This window comes from Sulfitobacter sp. R18_1 (genome assembly GCF_017743915.1).
GTDB lineage: Bacteria > Pseudomonadota > Alphaproteobacteria > Rhodobacterales > Rhodobacteraceae > Sulfitobacter > Sulfitobacter faviae.
Map to the genome: position 1 here is coordinate 18875 of NZ_JAGHRG010000002.1, position 21008 is coordinate 39882.

At 63.3% G+C, this 21008-nt stretch carries 26 protein-coding genes and 1 pseudogene; 15 read left to right on the forward strand and 12 right to left on the reverse strand.

Translation table 11 applies throughout. The annotated features are described in order from the left end of the window. Positions 1-60: 60 nt before the first annotated feature. Entirely contained in the window at positions 61-969 is a 909-nt protein-coding gene (locus tag J7392_RS05240; RefSeq protein ID WP_247744473.1) for a LysR family transcriptional regulator, read from the reverse strand. A 164-nt stretch (positions 970-1133) separates the two neighbouring features. Here J7392_RS05240 and J7392_RS05245 point away from each other — a divergent pair, with 164 nt between their 5' ends. Beyond that, complete coding sequence (locus J7392_RS05245; RefSeq protein WP_209216519.1) at positions 1134-1490, forward strand: helix-turn-helix transcriptional regulator; 357 nt, start codon at positions 1134-1136, stop codon at positions 1488-1490. Positions 1491-1626: 136 nt separating this feature from the next. Here the strand turns inward: J7392_RS05245 and smc are convergent, their stop codons facing one another. The 7 genes from smc to J7392_RS05280 form a co-directional block, all read right to left on the reverse strand. Next, positions 1627-5082, reverse strand: coding sequence for a chromosome segregation protein SMC (smc, locus tag J7392_RS05250; protein ID WP_209216520.1), 3456 nt, complete (start codon positions 5080-5082; stop codon positions 1627-1629). Between the two features lie 228 nt (positions 5083-5310). Then, on the reverse strand, positions 5311-5601 hold the full coding sequence (locus tag J7392_RS05255) for a hypothetical protein (RefSeq protein WP_209216521.1): 291 nt from the start codon (positions 5599-5601) through the stop codon (positions 5311-5313). Between the two features lie 95 nt (positions 5602-5696). Further along, positions 5697-6257, reverse strand: coding sequence for a F0F1 ATP synthase subunit B (locus J7392_RS05260; RefSeq protein WP_209216985.1), 561 nt, complete (start codon positions 6255-6257; stop codon positions 5697-5699). Positions 6258-6272: 15 nt separating this feature from the next. Beyond that, complete coding sequence (locus J7392_RS05265) at positions 6273-6830, reverse strand: F0F1 ATP synthase subunit B' (protein WP_136720208.1); 558 nt, start codon at positions 6828-6830, stop codon at positions 6273-6275. A 90-nt stretch (positions 6831-6920) separates the two neighbouring features. Then, positions 6921-7145 (reverse strand): F0F1 ATP synthase subunit C, encoded by a 225-nt coding sequence (locus J7392_RS05270; RefSeq protein WP_007118046.1) that lies wholly within the window; start codon positions 7143-7145, stop codon positions 6921-6923. Between the two features lie 64 nt (positions 7146-7209). Then, positions 7210-7971, reverse strand: coding sequence for a F0F1 ATP synthase subunit A (locus tag J7392_RS05275; protein ID WP_067260637.1), 762 nt, complete (start codon positions 7969-7971; stop codon positions 7210-7212). Between the two features lies 1 nt (position 7972). Further along, positions 7973-8323, reverse strand: a complete 351-nt coding sequence (locus J7392_RS05280) for an AtpZ/AtpI family protein (protein WP_209216522.1) — start codon at positions 8321-8323, stop codon at positions 7973-7975. A 240-nt stretch (positions 8324-8563) separates the two neighbouring features. On the opposite strand from J7392_RS05280, the gene J7392_RS05285 reads away from it, so the two are divergent. After that, positions 8564-8920, forward strand: coding sequence for a metalloregulator ArsR/SmtB family transcription factor (locus J7392_RS05285; protein ID WP_209216986.1), 357 nt, complete (start codon positions 8564-8566; stop codon positions 8918-8920). Between the two features lie 233 nt (positions 8921-9153). On the opposite strand, the gene J7392_RS05290 is transcribed toward J7392_RS05285, so the two are convergent. Together J7392_RS05290 and J7392_RS05295 are read right to left on the reverse strand one after the other, a co-directional pair. Further along, a complete protein-coding gene (locus tag J7392_RS05290; protein WP_209216523.1) occupies positions 9154-10056 on the reverse strand; it encodes a DMT family transporter in 903 nt (300 codons plus the stop codon). After that, positions 10044-10933: pseudogene (locus J7392_RS05295) on the reverse strand (LysR family transcriptional regulator). The gene J7392_RS05290 and the pseudogene J7392_RS05295 overlap by 13 nt, the downstream one beginning before the upstream one ends. A gap of 126 nt (positions 10934-11059) precedes the next feature. Here J7392_RS05295 and J7392_RS05300 point away from each other — a divergent pair. The 12 genes from J7392_RS05300 (at position 11060) to rpmE (ending at position 18202) form a co-directional block, all read left to right on the forward strand. Further along, the gene (locus J7392_RS05300; protein WP_209216524.1) at positions 11060-11644 is read left to right on the forward strand and encodes an NAD(P)H-dependent oxidoreductase; all 585 of its coding nucleotides are present in this window, start codon (positions 11060-11062) and stop codon (positions 11642-11644) included. Between the two features lie 271 nt (positions 11645-11915). Continuing rightward, positions 11916-13436, forward strand: coding sequence for a signal recognition particle protein (ffh, locus tag J7392_RS05305; RefSeq protein ID WP_209216525.1), 1521 nt, complete (start codon positions 11916-11918; stop codon positions 13434-13436). Next, on the forward strand, positions 13433-13741 hold the full coding sequence (locus tag J7392_RS05310; protein WP_067262239.1) for a chorismate mutase: 309 nt from the start codon (positions 13433-13435) through the stop codon (positions 13739-13741). The genes ffh and J7392_RS05310 overlap by 4 nt, the downstream gene beginning before the upstream one ends. 43 nt (positions 13742-13784) lie before the next feature. Then, the gene (rpsP, locus tag J7392_RS05315; RefSeq protein ID WP_067262240.1) at positions 13785-14171 is read left to right on the forward strand and encodes a 30S ribosomal protein S16; all 387 of its coding nucleotides are present in this window, start codon (positions 13785-13787) and stop codon (positions 14169-14171) included. 16 nt (positions 14172-14187) lie between these two features. After that, complete coding sequence (bluB, locus tag J7392_RS05320) at positions 14188-14817, forward strand: 5,6-dimethylbenzimidazole synthase (protein ID WP_209216526.1); 630 nt, start codon at positions 14188-14190, stop codon at positions 14815-14817. Next, the gene (locus J7392_RS05325; protein ID WP_169306052.1) at positions 14817-14966 is read left to right on the forward strand and encodes a hypothetical protein; all 150 of its coding nucleotides are present in this window, start codon (positions 14817-14819) and stop codon (positions 14964-14966) included. Before bluB ends, J7392_RS05325 begins: the two co-directional genes overlap by 1 nt. Next, complete coding sequence (gene rimM / locus J7392_RS05330; RefSeq protein WP_209216527.1) at positions 14963-15490, forward strand: ribosome maturation factor RimM; 528 nt, start codon at positions 14963-14965, stop codon at positions 15488-15490. The genes J7392_RS05325 and rimM overlap by 4 nt, the downstream gene beginning before the upstream one ends. 15 nt (positions 15491-15505) lie before the next feature. After that, positions 15506-16297 carry a hypothetical protein gene (locus J7392_RS05335; protein ID WP_209216528.1) on the forward strand — a complete coding sequence of 264 codons (792 nt, stop codon included), beginning with the start codon at positions 15506-15508 and terminating at the stop codon, positions 16295-16297. After that, positions 16294-17082, forward strand: coding sequence for a tRNA (guanosine(37)-N1)-methyltransferase TrmD (trmD, locus tag J7392_RS05340; RefSeq protein WP_209216529.1), 789 nt, complete (start codon positions 16294-16296; stop codon positions 17080-17082). Before J7392_RS05335 ends, trmD begins: the two co-directional genes overlap by 4 nt. A gap of 69 nt (positions 17083-17151) precedes the next feature. Further along, on the forward strand, positions 17152-17313 hold the full coding sequence (locus tag J7392_RS05345) for a DUF1328 family protein (RefSeq protein ID WP_082849512.1): 162 nt from the start codon (positions 17152-17154) through the stop codon (positions 17311-17313). Between the two features lie 272 nt (positions 17314-17585). Beyond that, positions 17586-17969, forward strand: a complete 384-nt coding sequence (gene rplS / locus J7392_RS05350) for a 50S ribosomal protein L19 (protein WP_067262249.1) — start codon at positions 17586-17588, stop codon at positions 17967-17969. 11 nt (positions 17970-17980) lie between these two features. Continuing rightward, positions 17981-18202, forward strand: a complete 222-nt coding sequence (rpmE, locus tag J7392_RS05355) for a 50S ribosomal protein L31 (protein WP_067262252.1) — start codon at positions 17981-17983, stop codon at positions 18200-18202. Between the two features lie 186 nt (positions 18203-18388). Here rpmE and J7392_RS05360 read toward each other — a convergent pair whose 3' ends face one another. Beyond that, positions 18389-19063 carry a hypothetical protein gene (locus tag J7392_RS05360; protein WP_209216530.1) on the reverse strand — a complete coding sequence of 225 codons (675 nt, stop codon included), beginning with the start codon at positions 19061-19063 and terminating at the stop codon, positions 18389-18391. Positions 19064-19296: 233 nt separating this feature from the next. On the opposite strand from J7392_RS05360, the gene J7392_RS05365 reads away from it, so the two are divergent. Continuing rightward, a complete protein-coding gene (locus tag J7392_RS05365) occupies positions 19297-20106 on the forward strand; it encodes a division plane positioning ATPase MipZ (protein WP_209216531.1) in 810 nt (269 codons plus the stop codon). A 2-nt stretch (positions 20107-20108) separates the two neighbouring features. Here J7392_RS05365 and J7392_RS05370 read toward each other — a convergent pair whose 3' ends face one another. Beyond that, positions 20109-20993, reverse strand: a complete 885-nt coding sequence (locus J7392_RS05370; RefSeq protein ID WP_209216532.1) for a DMT family transporter — start codon at positions 20991-20993, stop codon at positions 20109-20111. Positions 20994-21008: the final 15 nt, after the last annotated feature.

The following is a 21008-nucleotide window of genomic DNA, read 5'->3' on the forward strand; positions in this document are numbered from 1 at the left end:
CGAAACAGAAAGGGCCGCCCCTGTTGGGCGGCCCTTTTCGCATCTCACGCTCCGTACCCCTTAGCCTGCGAAAGTCACCTTCGCATCCAAAGGCATTTCGCGCAGGAAACTGTCATCCACGCCGACGATATTGACCGAGGTCGACCGGTCGACCGCCGCGATCAGGGCAAAGCTCTTGTCCGGATAGCGCCCGGCCATCAGCAAACGTTTATAGGCCAGAGGCACCGGCGCGCCCCCCTCCTCCCGCGGGATTTCGGTGACCACCTCGTCCAATCGAACGCCACAGGTCGCCTCAACCTCCCGAAAGGGGTAGTTCAGCATATTCTCGAACTCAGGCCCGCCCGGAAACAGCTTGATCGGCCGTCCTATGCTGCTGCGCGCGTTGGTCCAGCCCCACCATTGCGTGTAAAAGGATTTCTCGCCTACTTCGGTACAAATCCATCCGTTAGGCGAGTCGCGGTAAACCAGCACATAGGGGCGCATGGCGCGGAAGGCCTCGCTCTCCAACTCACCGCGGCTCAGGCTCCACGCCTGTAGAACGGCCTGAAGCATGGCAGAGCCGCCATCCCAGATCAGCGACAGGGGCTGCTGTTGTTGGTGAAAACACCAGCCGTTCGGCTCTTCATGGGAAAGGCGCAGCATGCCATCGGCATGGCGCGTCTTGCCATCCAGCCACAGCTTGCCCCGGTCGAGAATATCGCGCGCTTCGGGCAAGGCCTCGACGCCTGCTTTGGTCAGGGAATAACGGCGGTTCTCAATCGTGAAGAGCGGCGCGCCCATCGCCTCTTCCAACTGCTGGATATGTCGCCGGACCGTCTGCCGTGTGCTGGCCAATTCGGCCACCGCATGGCTGAGGTTCAAAGTATGCGCCAGCGTCACGAAAGAGCGCATCATCTCGAACAAAAGGGCCGGGGCGGGCTCCTTTTGCAAGGTCTGGGGCACGGGTGCGACCGGCTCGATATCGGACATATGCTGGTTCATTGGCAAGGGATGGTACATGAATCACCCGGTAACGCAACATAATCCATACAGCTAGGGTGAATTGGTTAACGCAAAGAGGCCAGATCTAGGCAATTGATCCTCAATACATTGCGGGTAGTGAATATATGGTACTCAACCTGAGGTATTGAACCATGTCCCACCCCGTAGACGTTCACGTCGGTCGTCGGCTCAAGCAGGCACGCACCCTGCGACGGCAATCCCAGACCGATGTGGCACGCGAACTCAAACTGTCGTTTCAGCAGATTCAGAAGTATGAAATCGGCTCCAACCGGATCGCCGCCAGCCGCTTGCATGAGCTGGCCCGGATACTCAACGTCACCCCCGGCTATTTCTTCGAAGGGCTGGATGATGACAAGCCCGAGGCCAGCAACGACCCCTCGCTCGACATCGTAAACGCCATCGGCTCCATCAAGGATGATGCGGTAAAGGCCCGAATTCTAACGTTTATTGAGGATGTTGCCGGCGTCACCGTCGCGCGCAAAGGCTGATCACAACCCTTCGTTCACGCGAAACTCCGCCCGGGCCATCCGGCTCACACCACCGGACCAACGGCTACGAAAGCCCGCGGCAAACTGATGCGCACCCGCTTTAAGGGCCGGTCCAAGCCACCGGCGTCTCCCACCTTCACGCGACCAGCGTTTCCGCCTTTTTCAAATCGACAGAAACCAATTGGCTCACCCCCTGCTCCGCCATGGTGACGCCAAAGAGCCGGTCCATCCGGGCCATCGTCACCGCATGGTGCGTGATGATCAGAAAGCGCGTGTCGGTCTGACGGCACATCTCATCCAGCAGATCGCAGAACCTGGTCACATTTGCGTCATCAAGCGGCGCATCAACCTCATCCAGCACACAGATCGGCGCCGGATTGGCGAGGAAGACGGCAAAGATCAGCGCCATCGCGGTCAACGTCTGCTCCCCACCCGACAGCAGGCTCAGGGTGCTCAGCTTCTTGCCCGGCGGCTGGCACATGATCTCAAGCCCGGCTTCCAAGGGATCGTCGCTTTCGACCATCACAAGGTTCGCCTCACCGCCGCCGAAGAGATGGGTGAACAGCATCGAGAAATTCGCGTTCACCTGATCAAAGGCGGTCAACAGCCGCTCCCGCCCCTCGCGGTTGAGGCCCGCAATGCCGCTGCGCAGGGTCTTGATCGCCTCTTCCAGATCGGCCTTCTCGGTCAGCAGCGCTTCGTGCTCTTCGCGTATCTCTTTCCCATCATCCTCGGCGCGCAGGTTCACCGCGCCCAAGGAATCCCGCTGCCGCTTGTACCGGTTCACGTCCTCTTCAAGCGTTTCCACAGGTGGAATCTGATCCGTCTCGACATCAAGCGCATCGCGCAGCGCCTCGGGCGTGCTTTGCCGTTCGTCCTGAATGCGCTCTGCCGCATGGGTCACCGTTTCACGGGCGGCATCGCTGCGGGCCTCGGCCCGGGCACGGGCCTCCCGCGCATCCGATGCCTGCCGCTCCGCGTCACGCTCGGCATCCGTCGCGGCTTTCAATGCGGCTTCTGCGGCGGCCAGCGTTTCTGTGGCATGGGCGCGGCGGGCCTCGGCAGATGTGATCGCGCCTGACAGGTCTTCGCGCTTCGCCGCAATCTCCGCCGGGGCAGCGCTTGCCTCCATCAATTCGGCCTCCGACGCGGTCTTGCGCTCGACCAATTCAGCGCTGCGCTTGCCCGCCGTTTCCAAGCGATTCCGCCAGCCGCTGACCTCTTTCGCGACCTCTTGCAGCCGCCGTCTGCGCGCCTCGCCCTCGCGGCGCAACTCGTCATGGGCCGAGCGGCGCGACATCATGGTGATCCGCGACGCCTCGACCGTCATGCGGACATCTTCAACCGTCGCACGGGCGGCGGAGAGGTCATCCAAGCCCGCCAGCGTGCGCTCGGCGTCCATCACCTCGGCCCGCGCGGTGATCGCGGCTTCCTCATGGCGTTTCACGGCAAGGCCGAGGGATTCCAACCGGCTTTGGGCGAGGTTGCGATCCGCCTCTGCCCGGCTCAGGGCGCGGCCCGCCTCGGCGACCTGCCGGTCCGCATCGCGCCGCGCCTCGCGGGCCCGTTTGTCAGCCTCGGCCTGTTCGGCCAATTGCTGTTGCAGGGTCTCATGCGCCGCCCGCGCGGCATCGGCACGGGTGCTGGCCTGTTCCAGCGTCTGTTTCAGCACTTCCAACCGGTTCAACTGCTGCAAGCGCAGCGCGGCGGCCGATGGCGCATCTTCGGCCATCGCGCGGAAACCGTCCCACCGCCAAAGATCGCCTTCCTTCGACACCAAGCGCTGCCCCGGCTGCAACTGCGCCTGAAGCTCTGCGCCCGCTTCGGCATCAACGAGCCCGACTTGGGCCATCCGGCGCTCTAGCACCTGCGGCACGGTGACATGCTGTGTGAGCGGGGTCACCCCGGCGGGTAGCGGCTGCGGCGCCGGGTAGCTCGGCAAATGCGCCCAGCCTGAGGGGCGATCGGCCTCTACCTCGGGCGCGCGCAGGTCATCGGCCAAGGCCGCGCCGAGCGCTTTCTCAAAGCCCTGTTCCACCTGCAACCGGTCGAGAATCTGCCCGCCTTCGGCGCTGTCACGCTCCACCAGCTTTGCCAGCGCGCCAACCTCGGCGCGCAGGGCCTTGGCCTCGCCCTCCGCCTCAGAGCGCTCCGCGCGGGCCTCAGCCTCGCGCGACTGCGTGTCGGCGCGGGTCTCTTCGGCAGCCAAAAGGGCGGCATCCGCCGCCGCCGAGGCGGTGACGGCAGCGGCTTCGGCCTTCTCAGCCGCCGCGAAATCTAGCCCGGCCTTGTCGAGGGTCGCTTGGCTTTGGGCCACCGCATCGCGGGCCTTGCGGGCCTCGGCTTCCGACTTCTCTAACGTCTTGCGGCTGTCCTGAAGCAAGCGTTCCGCCGAACTGTGGCGCGCGGCCAAACGGGCTACGTCTTCGGTCTGCTGAGAGAGATCGGCCTCGCGGGTTTGCAAGACTTCGGCTGCCTCGCGCGCGGCCTGTTCCGCCGCCGCAACCGCGCTGTCGTGCCCCTTGTCCGCCTTGGCGAGGTCTTCCGCTTCCTCTTCGAGGCGCGCGATCGTTTCTTCCGCGTCGCGATTCAGCCCGCCTTCGCGTTCGATATCGCGGGTCAGCTGGGCAACGCGTCCGGTCAGGGTTTCGATCAGCGACGCCGCCCGCGCCTCTTCCTCGGTCAGGGTGTCGCGCTGCGTGGTCAGACGTTGCAGGATCGCAGTCGCAATTGCCTCTTCCTCGCGCAGGGGCGGCAAGGCGGCTTCGGCCTCTGCCCGCCCCTCGGCTACACGGCGCACCTGCGCTTCGGCCTCTGCCGTGGCGGCGACGCGGGCTCGCAATTCCCCCTCGGCTTTCGAACGCGCCTCATCGGCTTCGCGCCAGCGGCGATACAGCAACAAGCCTTCGGCATGGCGCAATGCTTCGCCAATCTCACGATACCGCGCCGCCTGCCGGGCTTGCCGGGCCAGCGTGGCCAATTGCGCGGCCAGTTGTTCAACCACATCATCTACGCGGGCGAGGTTTTGCTCCGCCCCGTTGAGTTTCAACTCGGCCTCATGGCGGCGCTGATACAGGCCCGAGATGCCAGCGGCCTCTTCCAAAATGCGGCGGCGGCTTTTTGGCTTGGCGTTGATCAACTCGGCAATCTGTCCCTGCCGGACCAAGGCGGGGCTATGCGCCCCGGTCGAGGCATCGGCGAAAAGCATCTGCACATCGCGGGCGCGTACATCCTTGCCGTTCACCTTATAGGCACTGCCGACATCGCGGGTGATCCGGCGGACGATTTCAAGCGCGTCTTGCTCGTTAAACCCCGCAGGCGCCAACCGGTCGCTGTTGTCGAGGTGCAGCGCCACTTCGGCGAAATTGCGTGCGGGCCGGGAGGAGGCACCGGCGAAGATCACATCTTCCATGCCGCCGCCGCGCATGGCGGTCGGGCGGTTTTCGCCCATCACCCACCGCAGCGCTTCGAGCAGGTTGGATTTGCCACAGCCGTTCGGCCCCACGACCCCGGTCAACCCGTCGGAAATGACGAGGTCAGTCGGGTCCACGAAGCTTTTGAAGCCGGTTAATCTGAGTTTGGAAAAGCGCAAGTTAGCCCTGCCGTGATTGATTCTCGCCTGAGCGGCGAACTTGCCGTTTGGCATGGGTCCGAGTCAATCAAAAGCCCCAAGGGAGAGGGGGCGGTCGGCGGTTATCCACAAGATATTGTCTTGATCGGCGTGTTTGCCCTACGGGGCGCCTAGTCGGAGCGGGTGGATAGCACACCTCGCCCATTCCGCGCCCCTCACCTCGTGCGATGCCGCAATACAAAGCCCGGTCTAATCACAGTCTAGCACCCCAAGCGCCAGCGCCTGATCGCCCAGAACCTCCTTCACCTCACAGCCGCTAACCAGTGCCATCGCGCGCCCGGCCCGCGCGCGGATGGGGCCAAAGCGCGGCGCGTATTGGGTGTTTACGCGCACCGCCTCTGCCCGCTCGCCCCGTACGCGCACATCGAACACCGACCCCTCCACGGTGATCCGCTGCGCCGGCAGCCCGCGGAACTCCCGACTGGGTGCCGTACAGGCCGCGAGGCCAATCAACATTGCAATGATAACGAGCAACCGCATGGTTCAACCCTGCCCCGGCAGAGTTAACAAAAGCCTAACTCAAAAGAAAAAGCCCCGGCGAGGCCGGGGCTTTCAAAAATCTATAAGGCGCTGGCTTAGTGCAGCTTGGCTTCGACTTGAGCGATGCCATTGTCGATCAGCTTGTTGCCCTGTGCGGCGGTCATCTGCTTGGCGATCACGTCGCGCGCGGCGGCCACGGCGATGGTCACGGCTTGGTCGCGAACTTCCTTCACAGCGGCGGCCTCGGCCGAGCTGATCTGGTCTTTCGCGGCGGCCATGCGACGCTCAAGCGACTTGGCCATATCCGCCCGTGCCTGTTCGGCGGCGAGACGGGCGTCTTCCTTGGCAGAAGACACGATCCGGTCCGCTTGGTCCTGCACCTCTTTCTGCTTGCGCTCGTAAGAGGCCAGCAGGGTTTGCGCTTCTTCACGCAGGGCGCGGGCTTCTTCCAGCTCGGTCTTGATGCCGTCGGCGCGTTTGTCGAGCATGCCGATCAAAAGCGTTGGCACCTTGAAGTAAATCAGGATCCCAAGGAACAGCAGGAAGGCCAGCAACACGATGAAATCGGTGTTGCGCAGCGAAAAGAAAGGCCCCGTGGCGGCAAGCGCCGGCGAAGCGGCGAGACCGGCGAGCAGGGTCGAAAGTGTCAGGCGCATGGATTTGGTCATGGCTTATCCTTTCATCCGCGCGTCGACGGCAGCGCTGACGGTTGCGGTATCGGCGGTGCCACCCAGAGCGGCGACGAGGGCCTCGGCGGTGTCCTTGGCAACGGCTTGTACGTTGTCCATGGCGCCCGCGCGAATTTCGGCGATGGCTTTTTCCGATTCCGCCACTTGCGCGGCAATCTCGGCATCGGCCTTGGCCATTTCGGCATCCAGATCAGCCTGCATGTCCGCTTTTGCCTGAGCCACGATCTGCTGTGCCTCGGCACGGGCGTCGATCAGGGCCTTGTCATAGGCGGCTTCGGCTTCCTGTGCCTTTACCTTAAGGTCTTCGGCAGCCGCGATGTCATTGGTGATGGTCCCTTGGCGCTCGGCCAGAACCGCACCGATACGGGGCAGAGCCACGCGCGACAGGATCAGGTAGGTGGCGATCAGCGCCAGGATCAGCCAGAAAATCTGGTTGCCCCAGTGATCGAAGTTCAGCTGCGGCATGCCCGGCGTTTCGGCAGCATGAGTCGCAATGCCGGTCGCGTCGGCCAGCCCGTCGCTGGTTGTTACAGTTGCCATCGTGGCTTCTCCTTGGAAACTTTGCCGTTACAGCCGGGCAGACACGGCGATGCGCGCCTGCCCGCTCGTAAGGATTACAGTTCCGAGAGCTTAGACAGCGAACATCAGCAGCAGAGCGACGAGGAACGAGAAGATCCCCAGAGCTTCTGCAAACGCGATGCCGATGAACAGGGTCGCTGTCTGGCTTGCGGCTGCCGAGGGGTTGCGCAGTGCGCCGGACAGGAAGTTGGCGGCAACGTTGCCGACACCCAGGGCTGCGATGCCTGTGCCGAGACCTGCGATGCCTGCGCCGATATGTGCGAGTTGACCTTCCATTGGGGTATCTCCTTACGATTGGAAGTTAAAACTTTGACGGGAAACCCCGCCGTTGTTGGGGTTGTTAGTGTGCCGGGTGCAGCGCGTCCTTGAGGTACACGCATGTCAGGATGGTGAAGACATAGGCCTGAATGAAGGCCACCAGCACTTCGAGACCGTACATCGCGGTGATCGCGACGACCGACACCGGCGAGATCACTGCGATGGCAGCAAAACCGGCGAAAACTTTGATCACCGCGTGGCCCGCCATGACGTTGCCCGCCAGACGAATGGAGTGGCTGACCGGGCGCACGAAGTAGCTGATCAGCTCGATGATCGCCAGCACGGGGCGCAGGGCCAGAGGCGCCGAGGACACCCAGAAGAGGCTCAGGAACGCCGCGCCATTCTTGACGAAGCCGACGACGGTCACGGTGATGAACACCGCCAGCGCCAGCACCACGGTCACCGAGAAATGCGCGGTGGGGGTGAAGGCCGTGGGGATCAGGCCGAGGAAGTTCGCCATCACGATGAACATGAACAGTGTCATGATATAGGGGAAGAACTTCAGCCCTTCTTTGCCGCAGATGTCTTCGACCATCTTGTGGATGAAGCCGTAAGCCAGTTCAGCAACCGATTGCATGCGGCCCGGAACGACCGAGCGGCGCGCGCTGCCCAGAACGAGCATCGCGAAAGTGGCCAGAACCGCCAGCGCCATCCAGAAGGTCGCGTTGGTGATGGTGTACCAAGCAACGGAAGCATCGTCGCCAAAGAGCGGCGATACGATGAACTGGTCCATCGGGTGGAATTCCAGACCGCCTGTTTCAGCGCCGTGTGTCTCTGTTGCCATCTCAGGCTCCCTCGTCCTTGCCCGAATGGGGCGTATCCTGTTCGGCCGGTTCGGCCTGTTGTTTACCCTGGATTTCCTCAGCGGTGCGGAGCATCGTCTTCACCCCCGCCGCAAGGCCCAGCATTACAAAGAGCACCATGAAGATGGGCAGCGTGCCAAAGAGCACATCCAGCCCGTATCCGATGCCGAAACCGATCCCAAGACCGGCCACAAGTTCGATCACCATCCGCCATGCCATACTGGCCTGCGAATAATGTTCATCCGCCCGGGGCTTGGGTGCGCCGCGTTCTTTCGCAGCCGCCAGTCTGGCCTCAAGCTGCTCCATCTGCTGCCGTTGGTCCGGGCTGGTCACACCAAAATCCCCTTAGGAATATCTGCTGCGGTGCTACTGTCAGGGCGGGTTAGAGTCAACAACCTTGGCTGCCGCGGGTTTTCACGAGTTTACAAGGGCTTACGGGAGGCGGAGGCAACCCACACTTGAAACGGGTCCGGCAAATCCCAAGGAAATCGCGCCGAAGGGTTATTCAACTCAGCGGTTAAGTTAGCTGCAATGCCCGCTTTCGCCTACGCGCGCCCCGCGCTATTCAAGCGTATGACCCAAGATCTCGATCAGGTGTTTGCCGCTCTTGCCGACCCCACGCGTCGCGCCATCCTCGCCATGCTGTTGGAGGATGATATGGCCGTGACCGATGTCGCCGAACCCTTCGAGATGTCGCTTGCCGCGATCTCGAAACATTTGGGCGTGCTGACAGCGGCGGGGCTGATCAGTCAGGAAAAGCGGGGGCGGGTGAAATGGTGCAAGCTGGAACCGGATGCGCTGCGCGATGCGTCGGTCTGGATGCAGGGGTTCGGGCAATTCGAGCCGGTGAACCTTGATGCCTTCGAGCGTTTTTTGGAGATCGAACTGCCTGAGGGCAGCGAAGGCGGGATGCGCTCAGGGTCAGAGTAGGTGATACATATATAAATAGAGTGATCCCCCCTTGCCACGAGGTAAATAAGACAAGGGGAGGATCAATCGACGGTCAGATGACGCCGAATGCGAAACGCAAAATAGCCAAAACCACGACGATCAACCCGATCAGGTAAATAATACTACGCATGGTGGTGTCCTTCACTGTTAATTCACGCCCCAACGCCGGGCGTCGCGCTTAGGTTCCGCCGATTCCGCAACTTTTTGAATTTTTATGACTTTTCTTCGCCATCCGCGCGCAGCAGCAGCGAAAGCGCGAGGATCGTCATCAACACCCCGCCCCAGACCAGCGCCCCCGGCAGGGCATTGCCAAAGCCCAACTCCCACAGGATCACCCAGCTGGGCGTGAGATAGGTGTAGGCCATGACCTTGGCCGAAGGCAGCCGCAGCGCCGCGAATTGCAGCAGAACCACCGTGGCCGCCGTGGCAAAGACCGCGACATAGAGGATGGTGATCCAGACCAAGGGGCGCAGCGCGCTCCAATCGGTCGCGCGAAGGTCTTTCCAGCCGTAAAGCCCCAAGAGCACCGTGCCTGCCAACAGGGTGCCAAAGGTGAACATCACCGCGCTTTCTCCGCGGTTCAGCCGCCTTACCATGGGGGTATAAAGCGCGTGGCTGATGCAGCCGACAAAATAAATCGCCTCCCCCCGCCCGATGTCGAAAGCCAAAATCGCCGCGAGGTCGCCGCGAAAGATCACCCAAAGCGCCCCGGCCCCGCCGATGGCCAGCGCCAGCGCCATGCGCGGCGTCATGACCTGCCGCATCAGCAGCCAGGCGAACCCCGCCGCCATCACCGGCACGAGGGTAAAGACCGCCGCCGCAGCCACCGGGGGCGCGGTCTTCAACCCTTCGAACATCAAGACGAAGTAAAGCGTGAACAGCCCTGCCAGCACGAAGTAGCGCCAAGGTGCTGCAAAGCCCGCCCGGCTGATATCGCCCCGCCCCCATGCCAAGGCCCCGACCAAGGCCGTCGCCAAGGCGAAACGCACGGCGTTCAGCGCCGTCGGCGTGATCTCATTCGCCACCTGCGCCCCGAGCGAGAATGACCCGGCCACCAGAGCCGAGAAGCAGAGCATCGCCAGATGCCCCTGCGCCGCGGCGCTTATTCGGGACATGCGACCGCATCCTCGGCATGTTCCTTGAGGAACCGCAGCACCGCCTGCACCTTGCTGGTGCGGTGCAGATCGACATGGGTGACCAGCCACAGCGCACTGCCCCAATCGGGGCGGGGGGCGTGAATCTCAACCAATTCCGGATCATTGCGCCCCATGGCAGCGGGCAAGCCGCCGATCCCGGCCCCGGCCCGCAATGCCGCCTCCAGCGCCGCACCGCTGGTGCTGCGCCATGTCACGCTTTCCTCTGGCACCGTGGCCCAGAGCCACTTGTGATAGGGCGCGCGGCTGTCGCGGTTGTCGGCGGCGATGAAAAACGGTGCTTGTGGTAATCCTCCGGCCCCTGCGGGATGCCGTACTGCGCCACATAATCTCGGCTGGCATAGGCCCCCATCGCCAGCTGCGCATAGGGCTGCACCACATTGTCGGGCTGATCCGGCGCGGCCCCGGCACGGATGGCGACATGCGCCTCGCCATATTCCAGCCGGAACAAGCGGTCTCCGATCAGATAGCGGACCACAAGATCGGGGTTCTGGCGCTGGAACTCGGTCAGCAAGGGCGCAAGCTGCGGGGCGAGGAAATCAAGCGAGGTGATCACCAACTCCCCCGAAACATCGCTGCCGCGCCCTTTGATCCGCCCGGCCAATTGGCTGAATTGATCGTCCGTCGCCCGCGCCACCCGCAGCAGGTCCTCCCCCGCCTCGGTGGCCGTGTAGCCGCGTGCATGGCGCTGAAACAGCTTCACGCCAAGCCGCCCTTCCAGGGCGTCGATATGGCGGATCACGGTGGCATGGTGCACGCCCAGCACCTCTGCCGCGCCGCTCACGGTGCCAAGCTGGGCGACCTGATAGGCGGTCCTGATCTCATCCCAATTGTCCATTGTTCACCTCGCCTTCCCGACTTGTGCATTTACGAACATGGTCACGCTCATTCTGGCAGTTGCGTTCGCGAGCACAATGGCCAATTCCATGCCATCAGATTTACCCTTGGAACAAGGATCAACACCATGGCCATATTGCGCATCGAAACCTCGGTGAACCGCGAAAACTCCGTCACCCGCCAACTGACGGACCGGATCATCGCAACCCTGGGCGACAGCGACGTCGTCACCCGTGACATCGCCAGCGAGCCCCTGCCACTGATCGATTCGACATGGGCCAGCGCCCGGGTGAAACCCGCCGAAGAGCGCACAGAGCTGGATCAAGAAGCCCTCGCCCTCTCCGACGCGCTGGTCGCCGAAGTGCAGGCCGCCGATACGATCGTGATCAGCGCGCCCATCTACAACTTCACCATTCCGGCCTCGCTGAAAGCGTGGATTGACCTGATCGCCCGCGTTGGCGTGACCTTCCGCTACACAGAAGACGGCCCCCAAGGGCTGCTGGAGGATAAACGCGTCATCGTGGCCTTCGCCTCGGGCGGGACGGGCATCGATTCCGCCGCCGATTTCGCCAGTGGCTACCTGCGTTTCGTGCTGGGCTTTCTGGGCATCACTGATGTGACCTTCGTCGCAGCGGACCAGCTGGCCGTGGACGCCGAAGGCACCATCGCCCGCGCCCATGCGCAGATCGACGCGCTGCGTAACGCGGCCTAAGCGCACCGCCCTCTCCTCCAAATCAGCCGCGTCTCCACGCCGGGGGCGCGGCTTTTGCATGGCGGCCTTTCGCCAGCCACCCCCACCCGGCTTGACTCGCACCCCCGCAGCGCGTAAACGCCAACCGATCTCCGGAAGCATTGCCTTCCGGTCCCGGCCTGTCGTCGGGATCGCCCCCAGTCAGCGCGTTGCGCCCACTGGGGCGTTTGTGCATTTTCGCGCGCGTCCTTAAATAGGGGCAAGTGCAACCGACCCGAAAGGCCCTGTGCCCATGTTTGAAAATCTTAGCGAACGGCTCTCTGGTGTCTTTGACCGCCTGACCAAACAAGGCGCGCTCAGCGACGAGGACGTCAAGACCGCTCTGCGCGAAGTGCGCATCGCCCTGTTGGAAGCGGACGTTTCGCTGCCCGTGGCGCGTGAATTCGTCAAGACGGTGCAGGAAAAGGCCACGGGCCAAGCGGTGACCAAATCGGTGACGCCGGGCCAGCAGGTCGTCAAGATTGTCCATGACGCGCTGATCGACGTGCTGAAAGGCGAAGGCGAACCCGGTTCGCTCAAGATCGACAGCCCGCCCGCGCCGATCCTAATGGTCGGTTTGCAGGGCGGCGGTAAGACGACCACCACCGCGAAACTCGCCAAGCGCATGAAAGACCGCGACGGCAAGCGCGTGTTGATGGCCTCGCTCGACGTGAACCGCCCCGCCGCGATGGAGCAGCTGGCGATCCTCGGCACGCAGATCGGCGTCGACACGCTGCCGATCGTCAAGGGCGAAAGCCCGGTGCAAATCGCCAAACGCGCCAAAACGCAGGCGGGCTTGGGCGGTTATGACGTCTATATGCTCGACACCGCGGGCCGCCTGTCCATCGACGAAGAGTTGATGAGCCAAGTCGAAGCGGTGCGCGACGTGGCCAATCCACGTGAAACATTGTTGGTCGTCGACGGCCTGACCGGTCAGGATGCCGTGCATACGGCCGAGAATTTCGACGAGCGTATCGGCATCTCCGGCGTCGTGCTGACCCGGATGGACGGCGATGGCCGTGGCGGTGCTGCGCTCTCGATGCGGGCCGTGACCGGCAAGCCGATCAAGTTCGTCGGTCTGGGCGAAAAGATGGACGCGCTCGAAACCTTCGAGCCCGAGCGTATCGCGGGCCGCATCCTCGGCATGGGCGACATCGTGGCGCTGGTCGAGAAGGCGCAGGAAACCATCGAGGCCGAACAGGCCGAGAAGATGATGAAGCGCATGGCCAAGGGTCAGTTCAACATGAACGACCTGAAGATGCAGCTTGAACAGATGATCAAGATGGGCGGCATGCAGGGCATGATGGGCATGATGCCCGGCATGGGGAAAATGGCGAAACAGGTCGAAGACGCCGGTTTCGATGACAAGATCCTCAAGCAGCAGATCGCCCTCATCCAGTCCATGACCAAGAAAGAGCGCGCCAACCCTGCCCTGCTGCAGGCCAGCCGCAAGAAGCGGATCGCCAAGGGTGCCGGCATGGAGGTCTCCGACCTCAACAAGCTGATGAAGATGCACCGCCAGATGTCCGACATGATGAAGAAGATGGGCAAGATGGGCAAAGGCGGCATGCTTAAGCAGGCCATGAAGGGCATGATGGGCAAGGGCGGCATGCCCGGCGGCATGGACCCCTCCCAGATGGACCCCAAGGCGCTTGAAGCGGCGGCCAAGCAAATGGGCGGCAAGCTGCCCGGCGGTCTGGGCGGCATGGGCGGTGGCCTCGGCGGCGGCATGGGCCTGCCCGGGGGCCTCAGCGGTTTCGGGAAGAAGAAATGACCGAGCCCCTCACAGATACCGCCGCCCGCGCCGCCGAGCTGTTGAAAGAGCACCGCGCCTCGATCGACCGGCTCGACGCGATCCTCGTCTATACGCTGGGCGAGCGGTTCAAACACACGCAGGCCGTGGGGAAACTCAAGGCCACGCACGACCTTCCCCCCTCCGATCCGGCCCGCGAAGCGGCCCAGATCGAGCGGCTCGAAGATTTGGCGGAAGCGGCGGACCTCGACCCCGTCTTCGCCAAGAAGTTCTTGAACTTCATCATCGCCGAAGTCATTCGGCACCACAAAACCCACCAAGAATAGGACGGCCTCCCGTCCCCCCAACCAACCTAAAGGATTAAACACCATGGCAATGAAAATTCGTCTCGCCCGCGGCGGTTCCAAAAAGCGCCCCTTCTACCGCATCGTGGCCGCCGACAGCCGCATGCCCCGCGATGGCCGCTTCATCGAGAAGCTGGGCACCTACAACCCTCTGCTGCCGAAAGACAGCGAAGACCGCGTGAAAATGGACGTTGAAAAGGTTCAGGAATGGATCGCCAAAGGCGCCCAGCCGACCGAGCGCGTCGTTCGCATGCTGGAAGCCGCTGGCATCCGCGAAAAGACCGAGCGTAACAACCCCAAGAAGGGCGCACCGGGCAAGAAAGCCCAAGAGCGCGCGCAGGAGAAAGCCGACAAGGCTGCTGCCGCTGCCGAAGCTGCCAACGCCCCTGCCGAAGAAGCTTCCGCAGAATAAGCTTCGAGCGCCCGGCATGGATACATTCTCTGATGACTTCCGTGCCGGGCTGCACGACCTGATGCGATGGCGGCGCGACGTGCGCCGCTTTCGCACAGACCCGCTGGACGAGGCGCTTGTGCAAAGTTGCCTCGACAGTTTCAATCTCGCCCCCTCTGTGGGCCTGTCGGAACCATGGCGGATCATCCGCGTGCAATCTGACACCGCGCGCCAAGCCGCGCTTGAGAATTTCCAATCCGCCAATGCCCGCGCCCTCGCCGGATACGAGGGTGAAAAGGCCAAGCGCTATGCCGGGCTCAAGCTTTCGGGCATGAGTGACGCGCCCGAGCAATTGGCGATCTACTGTGATGAAAGCACCGAAAAGGGCAGCGGCCTCGGCGCGGGCACCATGCCCGAGATGCGGCGCTATTCGGTGGTGGGGGCGATCACCCACCTATGGCTCACCGCCCGCGCCCATGGCCTCGGGCTGGGCTGGGTCTCGGTGCTCGACCCCGCGCGGCTGAACCGTGACCTTGCGGTGCCAGAGGATTGGTCGCTGGTGGCCTATCTTTGCATGGGCTGGCCCGAGGAAAACAGCCTGACGCCGGAACTGGAAACCAAAGGTTGGGAGACCCGCGCCCCCCGCCTTAAGGTCGAGACCCGCTAATGAGAAAGCTACTGTTCCTTCTGTCCGTGCTCGTGCTCGGCTTTGTCCTTGGCATCCGCTATGATCGGCAGTTAATGCAGGATGAATGCAAAGCCGGGGCCGGTGAATGGACCGGGACGATCTGCGTGAATTCGGAGTTGTTGCAATGAGTGACCAAGACCTGATCTGCGTCGGTGCCATCGCGGGCGCCTATGGCGTGCGCGGCGAAGTGCGCGTGAAAAGCTACTGCGCCGTGCCCGAAGACATCGAAAACTACCGCCCGCTGAGCACCGAGGACGGCAGCCGCCAGTTCACCCTCGCCCTGCTGCACCCGGTCAAAAACGGCTTTGCCGCGCGCATCGCCGAAATCACCACCAAGGAAGAGGCCGACGATCTGCGCGGTGTCTCGCTCTTTGCCGCGCGGGATCAATTGCCGGGCCTGCCGGATGACGAATTCTACCACGCCGATCTCATCGGGCTTGAGGTCTATGACACCGGCGGCGTGCTGCTGGGCCGTGTGAAAACGGTGCAGAACCACGGGGCGGACGATCTGTTGGAACTGCAACTTGCAGGCACTTCGGCCACCACCTTCCTGCCCTTCACCAAAGCCGCCGTGCCGACGGTCGATCTCGCCTCGGGCCGGATCATCGCCGACCCGCCTTTGGGCGTGCTGCCCGAGAGCAAGGATGGCTGAGACCAGAGCCGGATGATGCCCCGCCGGATCATTCTGCATCCCGGCTTTCACAAGACAGGGACCAGTTCCGTTCAAGCCACCCTGCGCGCCAACCGCGCCCTGCTGAAACCCCATGTCGCCCTGCGCCTGCGCTGGCAGATGAAAGACCTGCTGCATGCCGCGCGCGGCTATTCCACATGGCGCGACCCGCTCACGCTGCTCAAGGCCGAATACCGCTTCGACGCCCTTCTCAACGCCCTGCCCCGGATGCCGCGCCGCACGCTGGTCCTCTCGGCCGAGGAACTGGCCGGTCACATGCCCGGGCGGGGCGATCTTGCCGATTACAGCGCCGCGCCCGTGTTGCTGGAGACCTTTACCCGCAGCCTGCGCCGCCGCTTCCCCCGGGCGGAGATCATGGTCTACCTCTCGACCCGCGCCCCGGCGGATTGGATCGCTTCGGCCTATTGGGAGCATGTCAAAGCCTCCTCCATGACGCTCGACCTTGCGGAGTTCACATCCCGCTACGCCCCAGCGGCAGGTTTGGATGCGGTGGCCGAAACGATTGCCCGGCGTCTGCCCTGCCCGGTGCATCACGCGCGGCTGGAGGCCTGCCGCGACCTGCCGCTCGGCCCCGCGACGCCCCTTCTAGACCTTTGCGCATTGCCGCCTGAGGTCTTGGCGCAGATGAGCGTGCCCCCGCCCGAGAACCAGCGCTTGCCCGCGGAACTTTTGCAGGCTCTGCTTGACGCCAACCGCCAACACGCCGATGACCCCGAGGCGCGCCGCCGCGCCAAGACCGCCCTATTGCAACAGGCAGGAACCGCATGAAACCCACCCGCTCTCACGGACGTCAAAGCGCACGCCCCAGCCTCAAACCCCGCGCCCTGATGCAAGACGCGCCCGATTACGCCGATGTCTGGCAGGCCCGGATCGTCACGCTGTTTCCCGATCTCTTCCCCGGTGTGCTGGGCGCCAGCTTGACCGGAAAGGCGCTGCATGAAGGGCGTTGGCAATTGCACACCCATGACCTGCGCGATTTCGGCATCGGCAAGCACCGCAATGTCGATGACACCCCCGCAGGCGGCGGGGCGGGCATGGTCATGCGCGCCGATGTGGTCGGCCCGGCGCTGGCGCGGGCGCAAAGCCACGCCCATGGGCGCTGGCCAATCCTCTACATGTCGCCGCGCGGGCGGCGGTTCGATCAGGCCATGGCGCGCGATTTGGCAAGCTGCGCGGGGGTGACAATGCTCTGCGGGCGATTCGAGGGGGTCGACGAGCGGGTGATCGAGCATTTCGGCATCACCGAGGTTAGTCTGGGCGATTTCGTCATGACGGGGGGCGAGTTGGCCGCCCAAGCGATGATCGACGCCACCGTGCGCCTCTTGCCTGGCGTGCTGGGCAATGCCGAGAGCATCGAAGAGGAAAGCCACGCCTCGGGCCTGTTGGAACATCCGCATTATACCCGCCCCGCCGAATGGGAAGGGCGCGAGATTCCGCCTGTTTTGATGTCGGGCAACCATGGCGAGATTGCGAAATGGCGGCAGGCGCAGGCCGAAGAGCTGACCCGCAAACGCCGCCCCGACATGTGGGCCGCGTTCGAGAGCAAGGATTGAGCCCGCGCCCCGATACGGAACCCGCCCCTGCGCGGCGCGTTGATCTCCCATATCGGAGGGAGAATCCAAATGCTTGAACTTATTCTTATTCTGTTGATCGTCGCCGCCGTTGCAGCGCTCTTGGGCTTTGGCCGCGTATCGGGTGCCGCGATGACCGGGGCGAAAGTGCTGATCGGCATCGTTCTGGTGCTGTTCCTGCTCGTTGTCTTGGGCGTGATCGCGCTGGCCTGACGCGACAGCGCGCAGAGGTCTGAAACACTGGGGATCAAGGTGGCCACAGCCCCCTTGATCCTATCGCTTTTGCCCCCTATACCCCGCGCATCCGGAATCGCTTTGGCGGCTCCGGTGCTTTGCGTTTAACGCAGAAAACTAAGTAATGACGACGATACCTCCGGCGGGGGGCCTTGATCGGAAACGATCGCGGCGCCGCCCGATAGAACCCGAAGCTCTGGGTCGCGACATAATTTCGTGGAATACCGCGAACATCATAGGAGAATGGTCAGATGAACCTGATCGCAGAGATCGAGGCGGAACAAGTCGCCGAACTGGGGAAAGAGATCCCCGACTTCCGTGCCGGTGATACCGTTCGTGTTGGCTTTAAAGTCACCGAAGGCACCCGCACCCGTGTGCAGAACTACGAAGGCGTCTGCATTTCGCGCAAGAACGGTCACGGCATCGCCGGGTCCTTCACCGTGCGCAAGATTTCCTTTGGCGAAGGCGTGGAGCGTGTGTTCCCGCTGCATTCGACCAACATCGACAGCATCACCGTCGTGCGCCGTGGTCGCGTGCGTCGTGCCAAGCTGTACTACCTGCGCAGCCGTCGCGGCAAATCCGCACGGATCGCCGAAAACGTCCACTACAAGCCGCTTTCCGGCGCGAACGCATAAAGGACTGGTCGATGAAAACCGATACACATCCCGAATACCACATCATCAACGTCAAAATGACCGACGGCACCGTTGTGGAAATGAAATCGACATGGGGCAAGGAAGGCGACCAGCTGTCGCTCGACATCGACCCCTCCGTGCACCCTGCCTGGACCGGCGGCACTGGCCGCATCATGGACACCGGCGGCCGCGTGTCGAAGTTCAAGAACAAATACGCAGGTCTGGGCTTCTAAGCCTTGCCGACAGTGCGAAACAAAGGCGCGGCCCCTCGGGGGTCGCGCCTTTTGCGTTTGGGAGACGGGGCAGTGGATGGGGCCGAGGCCGGGTGTGTTCGGCAAGCGCTGTGGAGGTATTTTTGAAAGGATGAAGTTAAGGGGTATGCGTGCCGGTGGGGGCCGGCGCGCACGGGGGAGGCCGGGTTAGAGGCGGCGTTCTTGTAGGGCGGCTTGGGCGCCGTAGCCGTGCAGGTGGGACAGCACCGCCCCATAGGCGATCAGCAGATAGGCGAGCAGTTCCGTGCCCTCTTGGACGGTGGTTTTGATTTGCGGGTCATAGGCGGCGCCCATGACGGCCTCCCACAGGGCGCCGGTACCGAAAATCCGCGAGAAGAAGAGCAGCAGCACGACGCCGATATAGACGAAGGTGGCGGAGCGGGTTTGCAGGTGGTGCAGCATGGGCAGCAGCGTGGTGCCGCGATTGCGCCATGCGATGAAGCTGCCCACCGCCAGTGTCACGAGGGCGGGGTAGATCCAGAACCCGTGTTGGATACGGTCGAGCGCGGCGTCATATTCGCGCAGGAACATGCAGGCGAAGAGCGTGGCCGCCAGTGTCAGATACCCCCGCATGCCCACATGTTGATAAGCGCCCATCATGAAAATCCCAGCCGCGATGGCCAGCAGGGTGTTGTGCATATGTTCGGTCAGCGAGTCTTCGGTGACGCCCTCGCCCAGAACGGCCGTATCGAGGTAGACCGTCACCGGCACAAGCGCCACCAGCAGGCAAACCAGCGCGAATTCCGCGATCACCATGCCCAGAGACGGCAGCACGCCGCGGACTGTTGTCTGTTTCGATGTGGTGGGGTGGTGATCTGGCATGGGGGAGGCCTTGCTTGAGCGGTTCGTTGGGGTGCGCGGGCGCGGTAAGGCGCGGTGTTACACGGCGCCTTAGGCGGTGAAAATAGCGCAAATGTGCGCGATGTCCAAACGCGGCAGCGCTGCCACGGTCGGGCTGAACGAGCGGCCTCGCCACTTTCCAAAGGCGTGAACCCTACATATAGTGCGGCTCAACAATATCCTGTCTTGAAGGGCAGGCGCGAAGGGACAGCAGTATGGCGCATATTATCGTCGTCGGTAACGAAAAAGGCGGCGCGGGCAAATCGACCGTTTCCATGCATGTGGCGACGGCCTTGGCGCGGCTTGGCCATAAGGTCAGCGGGCTGGACCTCGACTTGCGGCAGCGGACCTTTGGCCGCTACATCGAGAACCGCCGTGATTTCATGCGCGAGTCTGGTCTGACGCTTGCCAGTCCGACGCTTTGCGAATTGCCGGATGTGGAGGCCAGCAGCCTGCGCCCCGGTGAGAACATGTATGACCATCGCCTGAGCGCCGCCGTGGCCGCGCTGGAGCCGGACAATGATTTCATTCTGATTGACTGCCCCGGTTCGCACACGCGCCTCAGTCAGGTGGCCCATTCGCTGGCGGACACATTGATCACGCCGCTGAACGACAGCTTCATCGACTTTGATCTTTTGGCCCATATCGACGCCAATGGCGAAAAGATCACCGGCCCCTCCGTCTATTCCGAAATGGTTTGGAACGCGCGGCAGCTCAGGGCGCAGGCCGGGCTGTCGGCGATCGACTGGATCGTGGTCCGAAACCGTTTGGGGGCGCAGCGCATGGTCAACAAGGAGAAGATGGAGCGCGCGATCAACAACCTCAGCAAACGGATCGGGTTCCGCACCGCGCCGGGGTTCAATGAGCGGGTGATCTTTCGGGAGCTATTCCCGCGCGGTCTGACCTTGCTGGACCTCAAGGATATCGGGGTGAAACAGCTCAATATCTCGAACATCGCCGCGCGGCAGGAGTTGCGTGAGTTGATCAAGGCGTTGGAATTGCCGGGCGTCAGCCCCGACTTTTGATCCTAGTGGCGCGGCAGCGGGGGAACGACCCGGCGGCGGCGCGACAGGGCGATGAGGTTCGACAGGAACAGCGCGCCCACGACGATCCCCCCGCCGATCAGCGCATAGATCCCGGGGTCTTCGCCCAGCACCGCCCAGACCAACAGCGGCGCCAGCACGGATTCCAACAAAACGAGCAGGCCCACTTCGGCGCTTGAAATATAGCGCGGGCCAAGCGCGATGAGCCCGGCGCTGGCAGCCATGAACGCCGCGTAGAGCAGCATCTGCGGCAGTTCTGCGGTGGGCATGTGCAGCGGCTGCGCCACGGGCAGCAGCACCGCCCCGGCCAGCAGATAGGCCAATGCCACCGCTGGCACCATCGACACCGCGCGCGCGTGGCGCGCCGCTGTCAGCGCTCCGGCGAAGATGGCCGAGATCGACAGGGCCAGCAGATCGCCCGCGCGGGAGGCATTCTCGGTCTCGCTCGAGCCGAAGGCGATTACGGCCAGCCCGGCAAGCACCGCCGCGATGGTAAAGAACATGCGCCGGCTGATCGGCTCCCCCAGAAAGACCCGGCTATAGATCGCGGCAAAGACCGGCAGCGAGGCGAGGATGAAGACCACATTCGCGACCGAGGTCAGGCGCACGGCCAGCACGAAGCCGACCCCCGCGCAGGCCACGCCGCCGATGTAGATCGCGCTTGCCCATCCGGCGCGGCTGAGGGCGCGGAAGGGGGCGGTGCCTTGGGCCAGCAGCAGGCCCGCGCCAATCGCCATGCCCACGAGGGTCACCTTCCAAAAGGCAAGCGTCAGCATCGGCGCGTCGATGACGCGCACGAAAAGCGCTTCGGGAACGATGCACATCACCCCAAGAAAGGTGAGCAGGAGGCCTTTGGTCTGATCGGTCATGCGCCATCGGTGGCG